We start from the raw sequence: 15794 nt of genomic DNA, 5'->3' as shown, positions 1-15794 counted from the left end.
ATGGAAAAGATTTTGGTTTTGACGGTTGGCGGAAGCCCAGAACCCTTGGTCACTGCCATTAACAGGATAAAGCCCGATTTCGTTTTGTTCATCTGCACTGAGGCTGATGGACAAACACAAGGCTCTGATACTACCCTGCCCTCTATTTTAAGTAAAACGGGGGAAATCAAGCACGAAATACTAATGGTCAAACCAGATGACCCCGAGAGTTGTATAAGCAGGATGCTCAACAAGATTGAAGATTTGAAAAGGGATAAACCGGGAGCAGATATAGTAGTGGATTACACAGGAGGGACGAAGACGATGTCCGCCTCTCTTTTCTGGGTTGCCACCCATTTGAATTTAGGAATTTTTTTGACGACGGGGATTAGAAGAAACCTGGTAGCGGTAAAAGAAGGCGAAACAACTTGCAAAATCCATCTTTCCTTCCCTTACTATGAGGAATTGCTCTCGCTAGTTGATTCCCTTCTTAAATATTACCATTATACGAGCGCCGAGGAGAACATTAGTTCCGCCCTCGTAAATTATCATTTTCCCACTGATTTGCGAGAGGATTTAAAGAAGAAACGGAGAATAATCAATGCGTTTAGGCTCTGGGATGCTTATGATTCTATAAATGCTATTATACGTATTGAGCCCTTTAAGAAGGCGTTTTGGAATGATTATGTTTCCTTCTGGGATAGGGTAGCTGCAGATAGGATGATGCTTGAGAAGGATTTCGAGAAGGAAGTTGAGGAAAGGGAAATCACCATCTATTCAAAGGACAAGCATTCCCAATATGCTATTGTTCAGGATTTGCTTTTGAACGCGGAGCGCTGTGCGGTGAGGGGAAGATTTGATGATGCAACTGCGAGGCTTTACAGGGCTATGGAGGCGCTTGCTCAGCTTAGGTTGTTGCTGTGTCATGAGATAAAAGCTTGGGATGTGGATATAGAGAAAATTCCAAAAAAATTGAAGGAAACATATGAGAAAAAGAGAAAGGACGGGAAGATAAAGCTCGGATTGGTGGAGGATTACGAGTTGCTCTGTGAGTTAGGTGATGAGGTAGGAAAGTTTTTCAAGGGAAGCGAGGATGATTTGAAGGATGCGTTGAGGTGGCGAAATCAGAGCATTCTCGCCCACGGATTCAGGAGCATTAAAAAGGAGGAATATGATACGATAATCAAGGCAAGGATAGAGGGCTTTATAAAGCACTGTTTGAAAGAGATATTGAAAGGAGGATACAAAGAGCCGAAGCAGTTGCCGAACAGTTTAGAGGAGATAAATAGGCTTTTATCCTCAGCAGGTGTGTGAGGTTTAAAGGGGAGGATTATAACAGATATCCAGAGAAGTAAAGACCACAAATAAGCGATGTGCAGGCAGAAAAATTTCCAAAGATCGCGAGAAAATTCGTAACACCATTTGGTTTTATTTCAAAAATGTAAACCTCAATTTTGTGATTTTAGAGGATTTTTGATGATATTTAATGATATAAGACAAAAATATAGCTTTAATTAGGTAATTGTCTTTCAACTTGTTGATATATGCAAATATTAAAGGGATTTTTTAAAAATCAATTTCCAAAGACCTCCTAAGGGAAAATGCGTTATCGGAGATTTTTGGAAAATAGGGAAAAATTGAGTTAGAGAAAAGTAAAGGGAGAGAGGGAAAAAGATTGAAGAGAAGAATTTCTAAAAGAAAATAGTTGCATAATATATATTTGATGATATAATTAATAAAAGAAGATTGAAAATAAATAAAAATAACAGTGTGAAAACTGGGTCTCAATCGGACCATAGTGGAATGGAAATCAGACTTCGTTCGCGGCTTCCACCAGCCGAAGGAACCGTCTCAATCGAACCATAGTGGAATGGAAATTCGCATAGCTGGATATACCGCCTCTCGCCCTCTTCAGGTCAATCGAACCATAATGGAATGGAAATTCCAGCTTCTTCTCTTGAAACTCCTCCCAATTAATCTGTCAATCGAACCATAATGGAATGGAAATAGGACCAACACTCCTAGGAGACGGGTGCCCTGTTCTAGTCTCAATCGAACCATAGTGGAATGGAAATGATGCTCGGATACACGCCAGAAGACGCCGACAGGCTGGCACAGTCTCAATCGAACCATAGTGGAATGGAAATCCCACGCCTTGCGTGAGAGACCTTTTAGTTCCATCTCGTCTCAATCGAACCATAGTGGAATGGAAATAGAGGTTGGGTCATTCTTGTTCACCTCCTTCTTTGCTTGTTTGGTCTCAATCGAACCATAGTGGAATGGAAATGGATAAAGTGTTCAAATAAGTCTGGATAGCCTCATAAGTCTCAATCGAACCATAGTGGAATGGAAATGCTGGTATTGAACCTGTTGCATTGTAAGTCAATGTTGTCTCAATCGAACCATAGTGGAATGGAAACGTCATTAGGCATAATGAGTTTAGATTTTCCCCGTGGCAGAGGTCTCAATCGAACCATAGTGGAATGGAAACCTGCTCCCGCTGAGGCAAAATAGTCCACCCATCTGGAGGTCTCAATCGAACCATAGTGGAATGGAAACTGTCATACTCTACACGCATCAAAAACACCTCCTTTAGTCTCAATCGAACCATAGTGGAATGGAAATTGTCTTTAATTCTCACATAAATTTGCCCCTTTATTTCTTCTGCCTCGTCTCAATCGAACCATAGTGGAATGGAAATAACGAGGTTAACATTGAGCAGGTTAGGACCTGGGAAATCGGTCTCAATCGAACCATAGTGGAATGGAAATACCCGTGGGCGATGGCGTTGCAGACGGGATGGTATTGTCTCAATCGAACCATAGTGGAATGGAAATATACTCCTGACCATAGTCGCACGCCTTTCTAACAAGAAGTCTCAATCGAACCATAGTGGAATGGAAATCGGGCAAGTCTGCCCAGTGTGTGTCCAACAACCTTCAGTGTCTCAATCGAACCATAGTGGAATGGAAATTTTGCCTTGGCAACCTTGTCAAGTTTCTTTCTTGCTAGTCTCAATCGAACCATAGTGGAATGGAAACAAAGGGGACAGTAAGGAAACTCGGACGCCTTTGAGTGTGTCTCAATCGAACCATAGTGGAATGGAAATTACAAGTTTGTCAACTGCTATTGTCATCATCTTGTCAGTCTCAATCGAACCATAGTGGAATGGAAATAGTAAAAGGCTCTATTTTATAAGGATTTTTCCTGATAGTCTCAATCGAACCATAGTGGAATGGAAAATGGATTGCTGAAATCCGATGAGAAAGACCAAAGTATACAGTCTCAATCGAACCATAGTGGAATGGAAACTATTCAAACTGTATAAATCCTTGTTTCTTAATCATTCGTCTCAATCGAACCATTGTGGAATGGTGATGGGTTGCTTGGATTGTAGGCGTTCGCGCATTTTTAGTTTTTCAAAATCCAACCAGTGCGGAATTTTCTTGTAAAATTGATTATTTCCTCTTTATTCTTTTTCCCTCTTCTCGAAACACTGATTGCGGGAAGTCGTCCGGTTTTGTAAAATTATCCCGTGAATGATGATGAGTAAATCGCTCGCCATCCTCTTACATCTTTTCATCTCTCTCCTCCCTACCCTTCTCGCTCAGCAAAAAGCAAGCGAAGCAAGGGAAAGTCAGGAGATTCTCTGGAAAAACTTCGGTCCCGGTGGAGGAGGCTGGATTCAATCCCTCGCCTTCCACCCTAAAGACCCCAATACAATTTTCCTCGGCTGCGATGTCGGCGGTTTCTATATCTCCACTGACTTCGGCAAACATTTCAAAATCCAAAACAAAGGCTTAACGGATTACTTCGTTGAATGCATCGCCCCCAATCCCCAAAATCCCAACATCATCCTCATCGGCACGCAGGGAGGTATCTTCCGCTCAACCGATAAAGGAAAATCCTGGAAGAAAATCACCCAGGGCTTCCCTCCACCCCAACGCTATTCCTATTCCTCCCCCATATCAGCTATCGCCTTTGACCACCAAAATCCAAACATCGTATACGCGGGAGTAGGACGCCCTCGCCAAGCAAGGGAGGGCGGAAATGCTCAGGGACAGGGCGCCATCTATAAAAGCGAGGACGGAGGCATAAGTTGGAAAAGAATTGACGCTGGACAGCTTCCCTCAGATGCTGTTATAAATGATATTGAGATAAAGCCGGATGATGGGAGGGTGATTCTGGTCGCGACGAATAAGGGGGTCTTTAGAAGCGATGACGGAGGGAAAACCTGGAAGCCATCAAATGATGGGCTTCCTCAACTCTTAGTCCAAGAGCTTGCCTTCGCCCCCTCCCAACCTAACAGGGTCTATCTGACCCTCTTAACGACCGCAAGGGAGGGAGAGAATTGGAACGGAGGCGTCTTTAGAAGCGATGATGCGGGAAGAACTTGGCGGGAATGCGATTCGGGATTGAAGAAGATTGTGGGGAAATCGCTCTACGAACAGAGCAATTATAACGAGCTCGTAGTTGACCCCCAGAACGGGGATATCGTCTATGTGGGCGGGAGGTCCTGGTGGTGCCCCGGCGTTTATAGAAGTAGGGATGGAGGTGAAAGCTGGGAGTGGGTCTCCCGCCCGTCCCCACCAAATAAAAATATGGATTATGGATGGATAGATTTCTGGGGTCCCTCCGTTGAATGCCTCGCTATCTCGCCCGCCGACCCCAAACGCCTCGCCTTCGGAACAAGCGGTCATCTCTTCCTCTCAGACGATGGAGGCGAATCCTGGCATCAAGCTTACTGCATCACCTACCCCGATGGCAGATTCAAGGGCAATGGATTGGAAGTCACCTGCCTCAATTCAATCGTCCCCGACCCCGTGAGGCGCAATCGCCTCTATCTTTGCTATGCTGATATCGGGCTCCTTATAAGCGATGACGGAGGATTGAGCTTCAAGAGAAGCTATAAGGGGATGAAGGGAGAGGGTAATTGCTTTACAGTAGTCGTTGACCCTAAATCTCCGAAGACCATTTGGGCGGGAACAGGTCAATGGGCTTGGAATGAGGGATATTTATGCAAGAGCAACGACGGAGGGAATAGCTGGGAGGTCGTGGGAAATGGTCTGCCGAATGGACAAGTTAAGCAGATTATCCTTGATTTGAAAAGCCCGGTGGGAAAGAGAAGATTGCTCGCGACCGTCAACGGCTATGGTTTCTATGAGTCAACGGATGGAGGGGAAAGCTGGCATAGCATAAATGGAGACCTCCCTCCCGAGGCGGTCAAACAGCCGAGGGGAATTCTCCTTGACCCCAGGAATGGAAAACATATCATCGTAGCATGTGGCGGCTCCCCGAAATTCGCCGGAGTTTATGAGACGAAGGACGGCGGGAAGAGCTGGAAGCTTCTGAATGAAGAAAGGATTTTCGCCAATATTCAGGCGATAATCGCCGACCCGAAGGATTTCTCAAAGCTCTATCTTGCGGTAAGGGAACATTACGAGCAGGCGGAACAAAGAATGTACCCCGGAGGGTTGTTCAAGAGCGTGGACGGAGGGAAGCGATGGGAGAGAATACTTGATTATCATTTCGTTTCCTCAGCCATTGTCAGCCCAACCAACAGCGAAATCATCTATGCCACTACAACCGACCATCCCTACCACGACGATTGCGTCGCGGAGGGCGTCCTCAAAAGCTCGGATGGAGGCAAGACCTGGCGGAAGGTGAACGAAGGGCTCAGCCATCTCAACATCTCCTGCATCTCCATAGACCCATTTGACCCGTCTCGCCTCTATGTCGGCACGGGCGGAAATGGGGCTTTTATAGGAAGGGATTTCGCCATTAAACCTCCTCTTCAGGGTGGATTCTGGCAGATAAGCAAAGTTCAGGCAAAGCAGTTCTTGAGGGATGATGATATCAGAAGAAATGTTAGGGAATTGGCTAAATTGGGGATGAAGTGTCAAATAATCCAATATGCTGGTTGGGAGGTAGAGGGTGCTTTTCAGACTCTCTATCCCTCAAAAATCTATCCTCAAATGGAGGAGTGGAGAGGAAGGGACCCAATAGAGGCTATTCTTAAGGCGGGAGATGAGGCGAAAGGCGAGGTCTATCTCGGGCTTTTCCCCCTACTCACAGACAAGCCAAGCAAGGAGGAATTGAGGAGATGGGAGGAAGAATCCTTCAAGCTGATGGAGGAATTGGTCAAAAGATATGGGAGGCATAGCTCCTTCAAAGGAATCTATCTCCCTCCCGAGGTCCATTATAAATCTGGAATTGCCGTGAGGGATTGGATAGATTTAATCAATCGTTTCGCAGATTTCTCTCGTTCTCGTTCCCTGAAGCTGATTGTTCCCGTGGGGCTGTATCTGCTCTATGAGGGCGGTAAATGGCGCAGGGCGATGCCTGAGCTCCTCGCCCCTTTTTGGCTACCCACAATATCGGAGGCAAGGGCGGATGTCTTTCTTTTGATTGATGGGATAGGGACGGGATTGAGCGATTTTCAGAGCTCGCAGGCTTGTCAGGAGTGGTTGGCGGAGAATTGCAGATTGGCGGGGAAAGAACTTTGGATTGAAGTTGAGGCTTTTGATTCAAGATACAATGCCTGCGATTGGGAGAGATTTAAGCGCCAAATAGATATGGCGTTTCCCTATGGAGACAGAATCGTTGTCTTTGATATCCCCCACTACTTCTCGCCCAAGGGCATAGCCCCGAAAGCGATAGAGCTGTTTGGGGAATATGGGAAATTCTTGGGCAGTTTAGAAATTGAGAAGACGTCCTTTTAATGGAAAGGGTTCGGGTAAAAACGAAACGCAGATGTGAGAGCTTACCGTAGGAAAACATCCTTATCAGTCTGCGAGCCCGCCAAAGGCGGGCGAGGCAATCTCCGCCCCTGTAATAGAGTGCCTTTCTTCGGAGCGGAATAACATTGACATATTACATTTAATATCCCATACTTCTAATGGTTTTAAAAAACGGAGGTGTTCCCACCAACTTGCGTCTTGAAATACTATTACAATCTGAGAGGTCAGTGGAGCTTCCCCTTCACTACAACTACATAGTTCAATCCTTCATATATGCCAATCTTCCCTCAAAATTAGCCGATAAACTTCATAGTGAGGGTTTCCCCTACGAGAAGCGTTGTTTTCGTCTTTTCACCTTCTCCCGCATAATAGCGAAGGCGCGGAGGGAAGGCGATAAACTAATCTTTCCTCCCTCCCTTTATCTCGTCATCTCATCACCCTATCATGAGATGCTTGAGGGATTAGCGGAGACGCTCGTGCGTTTACACACACTGAGGTTAGCTAGGAACGAGCTGTATTTAGAGTGGGTAGGGGTCAAGTTCACGCCCCAGGTAAGGGAGGAAGAGACGATAAGGATGCTATCGCCTATGACGGTTTATTCCACTCTTATGACCGCCACGGGAGGGCGGAAGACATACTATTACAATCCAAGGGAGGAGGAGTTTTCTCGTCTAATAAAGGAGAATTTGATAAAGAAATACAAAGTTATATATGGAGAATACAGAGGGAGTGAGGAATTTATTATTGAGCCGATAAAGGTGGGGAGGGGAGACGAGAAGATAATAAACTACAAAGGGACATGGATAAAGGGGTGGATGGGGATATACAAGATAAGGGGAGAGCCGGAGTTGATAAAGCTTGGTTGGGATGCGGGTTTAGGGGCGAAGAACTCACAGGGATTTGGATGTTTTGAGATATTGAGAGAGGAAGGGGGATTTCGTCGGTCGCGAGTAGCGAGAAAACCCTTGGAGACCGACGACAATTTCAGCGATTATCCTTGACAATTTAAAATTTGAGATGGAAAAATAATAGGGAAATTCCCCAAAATTGCTTTCAAAATAGCAAAAATACTTGCCAAAATATCGCATATTTACTATAAATATAGACAAACCAACGGGTTTGAAGCCTACCTATAAGGGATTGAAACTGTGAACCACCCGCTTTGTCCACCTGGCGAAGTTCCGTTTGAAGCCTACCTATAAGGGATTGAAACGACCAGGCTGACAAAGAATATAAAGATGGTTATGAAGTTTGAAGCCTACCTATAAGGGATTGAAACCCCCACCTCAATGCAATTTCTAATTGGGAAGGAGGGAGTTTGAAGCCTACCTATAAGGGATTGAAACGCCGTATCCAAAAGGAAATGGAGAACCAGTTGCTTAGTTTGAAGCCTACCTATAAGGGATTGAAACCTCAAGGAACGCACCCGATAACCCTACCCAGTGGACGTTTGAAGCCTACCTATAAGGGATTGAAACAGGAAACATATACAAAACCTCCCTTCTTTTAATTTTTGTTTGAAGCCTACCTATAAGGGATTGAAACAGGAAACATATACAAAACCTCCCTTCTTTTAATTTTTGTTTGAAGCCTACCTATAAGGGATTGAAACAGAATTCAAGACATCGCAGGCAACTACGCAAAAGCGTTTGAAGCCTACCTATAAGGGATTGAAACCCCATAATCAATGATAACTCACGCGCTGCCGAGGGTAGTTTGAAGCCTACCTATAAGGGATTGAAACCTCTCCTCTGCGGGGAATTTTGCTTCACCATTCTAGTTTGAAGCCTACCTATAAGGGATTGAAACTGCCAGTCGTAGACCCGAACATAACACCCCACCCACGTTTGAAGCCTACCTATAAGGGATTGAAACTTTGAGCACATTCTGATGCACCTCTTGGGTGCGCTTGAGTTTGAAGCCTACCTATAAGGGATTGAAACCCGCTTCCCTTGTTTTCCTGCGGAGGATATCCAAATGTTTGAAGCCTACCTATAAGGGATTGAAACAGGGCTTCAATCTTGAAGATTTCAAGGATGCCGACTTGTTTGAAGCCTACCTATAAGGGATTGAAACCGAATGAATTCCACCCCCGCCCGAACCGTAGGGTCTGGTTTGAAGCCTACCTATAAGGGATTGAAACTCCTTCCCGCTACCACCCCCACCTCAGGATGCTTTCGTTTGAAGCCTACCTATAAGGGATTGAAATTTGATTCTAATATAGGAAGTTTTAAATGTTGTATAAAAACTCAAGATAATCCTACAAAGTATAATTGGGAAAATTGTGGTGGTGGGGCGCCACATACACCCAAGATTCCCTCTAAAATCTATGAGGCTGATAAAAGAACGGTTTTAAAGATTAATAAGGTTCCCCTCTTCAGGAACCTCTTAATTTAGGATTTACTGAGGGATCCAGCCAGGCTCGTGGGTATATAACAACTTAATTGCTTTCTGTACTTCAGGAGGAATTACCTGTTGGTCTATAGGACATCCATATGGCCACATTGTGAAATAACAACCAAATTCTGTCACTTCTTTCGACGTAAGTAAGACATGTCCTAATTCATGGGCTATAATGCCTATCTTCATCGGATCGCTTAGTTCTAAAAAGCCTTTATACAGTTTTATCACGCTGGTTGTTGTCTCGTGATCATCGAGGCCGTATAGATATGTCATAGCAACTACATTGCCAAGATCCTGCGTAGTTTCATCGCTTATGATCACAACAGGTTTTTCTGGTTCTCCCTCGCTGACCAACAGCTCAAATTCAATGCCTGAATATCTGGTCCAGAACTCGCACCCCTGCTCGATTAACGATTTCCACTTCTCTACCGTGTTTATATATACCCTCACCGGCCTGTGATATGGTCCGGTATTCAAGTTTCCGAACCGTTGGGTTCCTCCATCAAACAAGCAGTTGTACTTTCTCAAAAACTCCAACGCCTTTTCTTCGAGTAGGATATCATCGTTTATGACTTCTATAGTAGACTCTCCGAATACTCCCTGTTTATCTATTACCCTAACCTTGACTTGCTTGTATCCAGGAGCTCCGAAATGCTTTATATCTAACCTGAAACACTTAATACCACCACCTATATCTTCTATGACTTCATTTCCAAATGTTTCTAGAATTGCCACTTCATTATCATCAGTTATTTCTACCTCGATTCTATCTATAGGATTGCTGCCTTCTTTGAGTTTTCCTAGAATTGTCATAATCGTTTCGCTGCCTACAACGATCTTATCAAAGGGATAATCAATTACAATCTGAGGTGGATACACCGGCGGGGCTTCTTTTGGTAGGACAACAACTGTTGCCCTGCCAGTATAGGTTGTTTGACCTACTACTATTGAGGCTTTTATTTCAAATTCGGTTCGCATTTCCACATCTGGTGCTTTCCATTTGGTGGTCTCCCCTGTCGGTGGGTTAAAAATTCCGCTGGGAGTAGAGGGGATTTGCTCCCACGTTATCACTCCGCCATAATCTCCTGGGGTAATATCTGCAAAACAGCTAACCTCCTCACCCTCATAGACTTCTTGGGGGGTAACCTCTACTATTACTCTGTATTCATCAGGAACAGGGTTAGGAATAGGAATTATGCCACCACTTCCACTTCTGGCACATCCCATCAATAGGAGCACACTAACACTAAACACCACCAAAAAAACTTTTCGCACTTTTTTTTCACCTCCTTTTTAGATGTCTACTATAATTATCTAAAAATTTTTTTAAAAAGCAAAGTTTTTAAATTTGAGAATTTTTTGAAACATTATAAATATGCATTTTGTAATAATATTAAAATTACCATATAAATGTGGTATTGATTTATTTTCTAATAAATATTTGATTATATCATGTGGTAGTAGATTAGATTTAAAAATAATACAAGAAGAAGCTAATGTAATTTAGAAGATTTTTGTTTTATTCTGATGACAAAAATTTTAATGGGTTTATGTAGCCGTATTTTTCTGGATTATCTGGTGTATAACCATAGCAATTTTTAAAACTATTATTCACAAAACATTTAGCATCTAATGGGCTTTCTAACTTTGACAAAATCTTTATCTCAAAATGCAAATATGTGTCTAATCTACTTAATTTATCACACCCATCTTCTCCTATTCTCCAATAATTACATCCATAACCAGTAGCACCTATTTCTCCAATTATTTCTCCCTTCTTAATATAATCTCCCTCTTTTAAGCCATCTCTTATCTTTCTTAAACGAGCATAAAGAGAATATATTTTTGAATTATTTATATCATGTCCAATGATTATAAGATTTCCTAACCCATGGTCATCACCGCCATTTTTAACAATTTTAACAATCTTTCGGTTATATATAGAGTAAACATTAAAATCTTTTGCATTTGGGTTAGGTGCTAAATCTATACCAGCATGTTGAATATAATCTATCTTCCTATCCGCGCTTCTTGTATATCTTGATCTTAGTGGACTGTTAAATCTTTGTCTTATCCAATATTCATCTTTATTAACTGGGGAAGGAAATTTATCATTTATTTCGAAATTATCTAATGTTAGAAAAATTATCACAAGATCGCCATTTTGCGCTAAATTATAAAATCTTCTTGCATCATTATCTTCTAACCTGATGCATCCTCCAGAAAATTGAGAACTTACTTTTTGCCCATTTTCATAATATGGTATTCCGTGGATAAAAAATCTTCATAAAATTGAACTGCATAATCCATATAAACCGGAAATATTGAAGATAAATGTTTCTTCGTTTTTATTCCTATCCTAAAATATCCTGTAGGGGTTTGATACCAAACTCCTTCTTTTGATTGATATGCTATTTTAAAACTATCTTTTAGCCTACCAAACTCATAAAAATGTATCTTGTTCTCGCTTAAATTTATCTCGGAAACCCTTTTTCACTAACCTTTGGAATTTTTCTTTTACATTAACTAACACACCTTATTTTATCACCAACATTAATAAATAATGGAACTGATATTTGTGCGCCTGTTTCTATTGTAACAATTTTAGAATTTGTTTTTTCTGAATTTCCTTTTACATTTGGAGGTGCTGATACAACTTCATAAACAGCTTTTATTGGTAATTCAACTCCTATTAGCTCATCATCAACAAAAATTCCTTTGATATCAAGATCCTGTTTCAAAAAATTAATTTTATTTCCTAAGTTTTGAGTATCGAGTTTAAATTTTTTCCATCTTCATCTAAAAAATAAACTTCATTATTTTTCATAAATAAATATTTGATTTTTCTCTTTTCAATATCTATTTCTTCAATTTCCTCATCAGGTTTAAAATTTTTCGTCAATACCGAACCATTTTCTAAGTTTTTCAAAATAAATGTTAAATTTGCTCTTCCTCTTCCAAGATGAGAATGTTCTATCTTTAAAATCTCCCAATAATTATTATTTAATTTAATAAAATCTTTTTCTTCAAAATATTTAGCTTTCATATTTTAACCTTTTTAATAAATCGTCTAAAATATTATTTTTGCTTCCTTGTTTTTTTCTCTTTTTTATTGGAATATCAAAATTTTTTGTTAATATCTTCTAATTTTAAACGTTTGAAGCCTACCTATGAGGGATTGGATTATTGATGGGGTTTTGATTGTGCCAATTGGACAATATGAAGTTTGGTGATTAAAATAGAATTACTGGGGTGGTGGGGGCCCTCCAAAACCACCTCCTTTTTATTTGGGGGCGGGATGGCTGACGCCATCCCGCCCCCGCTTTTGTTCGGCTATCTCCTCTTAATTACTTGAGGAAATTACACCCTTGCCCTTTTCGCTCAGCTTTCATCTACCTCTATTGAGCCGCCTCCAGCTCAACTACTGTAAAAGAGTGGGGAGGAAGCGATAATTTCACACTATCCCCTCTTATCTCCACCCCTATCTCCTTAACTCGCACATTTTCCGGATTTTCCTCGTTCGTAGCATCAACGCTTGGTCCAGTTAGACAAAAAGCCTTCCCTCCCCTCGCTCTCACTCCCTCTATCCTCGCCTCCATTGTTCCCTCCATCTTCTTGTTCACTATAGCCAAATAAATCCTCTTTCCCTTCTCGCTCTTGCTCGCTATAACGCTCAAATAGGGAACAGCTCCCAAATTGAATGGCTGAAACTTCTCCACTTCAACATTCCTCACCCAAATCTTTCCCCTGCTCCCGCCTCCCTCAAGCCTCCTCGCAAGGATTTCTATCTCCTTCGTATCGGGAAGCGTTATGTAATCAACGCTCACCCTCTTCCATTCGTGGCTCTTCACTTCCTCCGATAGAAGAGCCGATTGCGTCGCCACCCAGCCCCTTCCATCCCCCACCTGTATCTGCGCTCCCTTTGAATTCTCCAATCCCTCAGTCCTTATTTCCGCAGTTACCCTATAGCCCATCAATGGTTCAGCTGGCATCTTCTTCCTCGCGTGATAGTAATTCAAATCCTCATCAGTTTGTATCTCCACGACAAGGGTCCCATCCTCTTCCTCCCAATGTTTGACTCCCTTGACATCGTTCAACTCCCATTTCTGCTTGGGGAGGATGTTTCCGGGATAAAGGCGGAAAGCCGTCGGCTTGCCTACCTGGGGAATCACCCCGTAGCCACCAGGGATATCGTAGGTATCGCATTCAACTTTCGCATCTATCAAAATATCGCCAAAGTGATGGTTATAGAGCCAGAAGACCCAATAGGCGGGACGGAGGGTATAGGGCGGATTGTATCCCTTAACCATCCCCCAATATTCGTTTGCGAACTGCCAATACTGGGCATTGGCTATGTTGAATTCCGGTTGAAGGAAGACCTGCAGAAGCTCCGCTACGATGAGGGCACAGCCGAGGCTCAGCCGATAGGGGACGGGCTTCTCCTGAACGAAATGTCCATTGAATTCGGTTATCGCAAGGGGGATATTCCTTCCCGTCGTCTCATTTATGAATTTCCTCAACTCTCTATAAAATTCTTTTATCTGGCGTGGACCAGCGAGGGCGATTTGAAATAAGGTCTTCGCATCGGGAACTCCGTCGTTCCTGTAATAGTGAGGGATGTAGGCATGATGGATGTAAAAATCGGCTATATCTCCAGTGAGCTTGACGACCTCTTTCGTCCAGGAATTGATCGGGGTCTTCACATCGTTGAAGAGGACTGCACCCAGCTTTATTCTTGGGTCCACTTTCTTCATAGCTGAACGATATTCTCTAAAGAGCCGAGCATACTCCTCCGCTGTATATCTTTTCCCTTTATGGTCGCCGTGGTCGCTCTCGTTCCCGAACTCGAACCATAGGACATTCCAGGGTTCCTTATGACCGTCCTCCGCTCTCTTCCTCGCCCAAGGATGCTTCCCATCATCGGGAGCGTTCAGGTATTCAACTAAGTCGGCTGCGTCCTGTGGAGTTCCGAAATATTCCGCAACGGTGATTATAGGGGTTGCGTTGATGGCGGAGCAGAAGCGCAGGAATTCGGGTAGACCGAATTTCTGGTTTGGACGCTCGCTTAAGGGACCAATGGTTTTCTTCCAATTGAATCTATGGGAGCCACAGCCTCCCGGATAGCGAGCAATCGTCATCCCGATATCCTTTGCGAACTTGACCATTTCCTTTACGGGCTCGTTTTTATCCGGGTCCCATATCCCTGAGCCTCTATCGGAATATTCGGGAGATGTCCATTCCCAGGCGTCGTATTGATATCCTATCTGATTGTTTCCGAAAACGAAGCGATTGACCTTTCCGAGCTCTTTTTGGGGATTGATGTGGATGGTCGCAACATTGCCCTGAGCGAGCAAGGATGAGCTAATCCCCAAGATGAGGCTGAAGAAGATTAACATAGAATCCCACCTCCTCTTAAAGATTCAGGAGATTCTTTATATAGTTCAAATCGTCACTCGTTCCCTCTGCGACATCGCTTGGCTCCTCGTATTCAAGACCGATATAGCCATCGTAAACGGGCAGGAGTTTAGCAAAAATCTTTTTATAACTGTGGTCCTGATATTTCACGCTCTTAAAGTAGGTGAAGCGTATGAAGGGGAGGACATCGTCAAGAGCGCTAATCGGGTCTTCTCCTTGATTTTCCACTGTATTCCTCACGCCGTTATCCTCCGCTATTTTCAGCGCCTCTTTCGCTGCTTTTTCGTTCTTAGGGATGCCGAAGGGGAAATCGTTTGCGTCCTTGAACATGGCACAGATATCGCTGATGCCTATTTCCCTCATAAATCGGCAATACTTGGGGAAATCCCAAAAGCTAAATCCCCAACAGGAAGATGTGAACTTATATTCCATTTTTCAAACCCCCTTTCTCATTCCCATCGGAGGAGAATCTTCAAGATATCCCTGTTTTCCTCAAGTTCCTTGTAGGCTTTGGGCGTATCATCAATGTGATAGATGGTTGTATAGAGGGATTTAGCGTCAAATTCCCCTTGGGAGATGAGGGAGAGAATTTCCTCTTTACCGCTGGGATTGAGAGCGATTGAGCAGGATATACGCAAATCCTTGTTGTTCCATCTCGCGTATCTTGTGATTATCACTGGCTCCCTATATTGACCGAGAAGATGGATTCTCCCGCCCGGCTTTATATAATCGGGAATCGTGTCAACGAGGGCGGGATTTCCGCTGAATTCAATCAAGACATCCGCCAATTTCCCATTGTTCAGCTCTAAAAACTTCTTTACCCTATCGGGATGGGAGAGATTTAAAATATAGGGGGTATATTTCTTAGCTAATCTCAATCTGCTTTCCCTCACATCTCCCGCTATGACTCTGCTCGCTCCCGTACAATTTTGCCAATTGTAAAGCGGATAAGCCAACATTTCCCATTCCGATGATAAGAACGCTTTCTCCTTCCCTTATACCAACCATATCTATGCCCTTCTTCGCAACGCAGGCGAGATAGGCGACAACCGCTTCCTCATAGGAGACATTTATCGGGGATTTTCGCTGGTCTATCCATCAGGGCGGGGCTTGTTTTGGGATTCTTTATTGCATATTCGCATTGCCCTCCCCAAGCTGATGCATAGTCGGGATAATATCTCACCTCATTAGCCATAGCCCTATCTCCGACAATAGTTGCTTTGCCTTTCTCGTAATACCTCATTTGTTTCTCCTCCT

Annotated in this window: 11 protein-coding genes, 1 pseudogene and 2 CRISPR repeat arrays; of the genes and pseudogenes, 3 read left to right on the top strand and 9 right to left on the bottom strand. The window is 43.2% G+C overall.

What is annotated here, in order from left to right:
* From H5T88_06655 to cas6, 3 genes are all read left to right on the top strand, one after another.
* Window positions 1–1293 carry a TIGR02710 family CRISPR-associated protein gene (locus tag H5T88_06655; GenBank protein ID MBC7330024.1) on the top strand — a complete coding sequence of 431 codons (1293 nt, stop codon included), beginning with the start codon at window positions 1–3 and terminating at the stop codon, window positions 1291–1293.
* Window positions 1294–1760: 467 nt separating this feature from the next.
* Window positions 1761–3357: direct repeats of the CRISPR family, unit length 29 nt; unit sequence GTCTCAATCGAACCATAGTGGAATGGAAA.
* A 161-nt stretch (window positions 3358–3518) separates the two neighbouring features.
* Window positions 3519–6701 carry a DUF4434 domain-containing protein gene (locus H5T88_06650; GenBank protein MBC7330023.1) on the top strand — a complete coding sequence of 1061 codons (3183 nt, stop codon included), beginning with the start codon at window positions 3519–3521 and terminating at the stop codon, window positions 6699–6701.
* Between the two features lie 209 nt (window positions 6702–6910).
* The gene (gene cas6, locus H5T88_06645) at window positions 6911–7720 is read left to right on the top strand and encodes a CRISPR-associated endoribonuclease Cas6 (GenBank protein ID MBC7330022.1); all 810 of its coding nucleotides are present in this window, start codon (window positions 6911–6913) and stop codon (window positions 7718–7720) included.
* A 116-nt stretch (window positions 7721–7836) separates the two neighbouring features.
* Window positions 7837–8928: a CRISPR direct-repeat array (repeat unit 30 nt; unit sequence GTTTGAAGCCTACCTATAAGGGATTGAAAC).
* Window positions 8929–9119: 191 nt separating this feature from the next.
* On the opposite strand, the gene H5T88_06640 is transcribed toward cas6, so the two are convergent.
* The 9 genes and pseudogenes from H5T88_06640 to H5T88_06600 all read right to left on the bottom strand — a co-directional run bounded on the left by H5T88_06640 (window position 9120) and on the right by H5T88_06600 (window position 15780).
* Window positions 9120–10397, bottom strand: coding sequence for a hypothetical protein (locus H5T88_06640; GenBank protein ID MBC7330021.1), 1278 nt, complete (start codon window positions 10395–10397; stop codon window positions 9120–9122).
* A gap of 244 nt (window positions 10398–10641) precedes the next feature.
* Window positions 10642–11274 carry a M23 family metallopeptidase gene (locus tag H5T88_06635; protein MBC7330020.1) on the bottom strand — a complete coding sequence of 211 codons (633 nt, stop codon included), beginning with the start codon at window positions 11272–11274 and terminating at the stop codon, window positions 10642–10644.
* Window positions 11266–11397: pseudogene (locus H5T88_06630) on the bottom strand (L,D-transpeptidase). Before H5T88_06630 ends, H5T88_06635 begins: the two are co-directional and overlap by 9 nt.
* Before the next feature lie 247 nt (window positions 11398–11644).
* A complete protein-coding gene (locus H5T88_06625) occupies window positions 11645–11863 on the bottom strand; it encodes a hypothetical protein (protein MBC7330019.1) in 219 nt (72 codons plus the stop codon).
* 17 nt (window positions 11864–11880) lie between these two features.
* Complete coding sequence (locus tag H5T88_06620; protein ID MBC7330018.1) at window positions 11881–12168, bottom strand: hypothetical protein; 288 nt, start codon at window positions 12166–12168, stop codon at window positions 11881–11883.
* A 352-nt stretch (window positions 12169–12520) separates the two neighbouring features.
* Window positions 12521–14518, bottom strand: coding sequence for a hypothetical protein (locus H5T88_06615; GenBank protein ID MBC7330017.1), 1998 nt, complete (start codon window positions 14516–14518; stop codon window positions 12521–12523).
* Window positions 14519–14534: 16 nt separating this feature from the next.
* Window positions 14535–14969 carry a hypothetical protein gene (locus H5T88_06610; protein ID MBC7330016.1) on the bottom strand — a complete coding sequence of 145 codons (435 nt, stop codon included), beginning with the start codon at window positions 14967–14969 and terminating at the stop codon, window positions 14535–14537.
* A gap of 17 nt (window positions 14970–14986) precedes the next feature.
* Window positions 14987–15496, bottom strand: a complete 510-nt coding sequence (locus H5T88_06605; protein ID MBC7330015.1) for a zinc-binding dehydrogenase — start codon at window positions 15494–15496, stop codon at window positions 14987–14989.
* Between the two features lie 98 nt (window positions 15497–15594).
* Entirely contained in the window at window positions 15595–15780 is a 186-nt protein-coding gene (locus tag H5T88_06600) for a hypothetical protein (protein ID MBC7330014.1), read from the bottom strand.
* Window positions 15781–15794: the final 14 nt, after the last annotated feature.

This window comes from bacterium, from assembly GCA_014360495.1.
GTDB lineage: Bacteria > Armatimonadota > JACIXR01 > JACIXR01 > JACIXR01 > JACIXR01.
The sequence above is the reverse complement of the archived record's forward strand: the minus strand, read 5'-3'. Positions and strand labels throughout refer to the sequence as shown.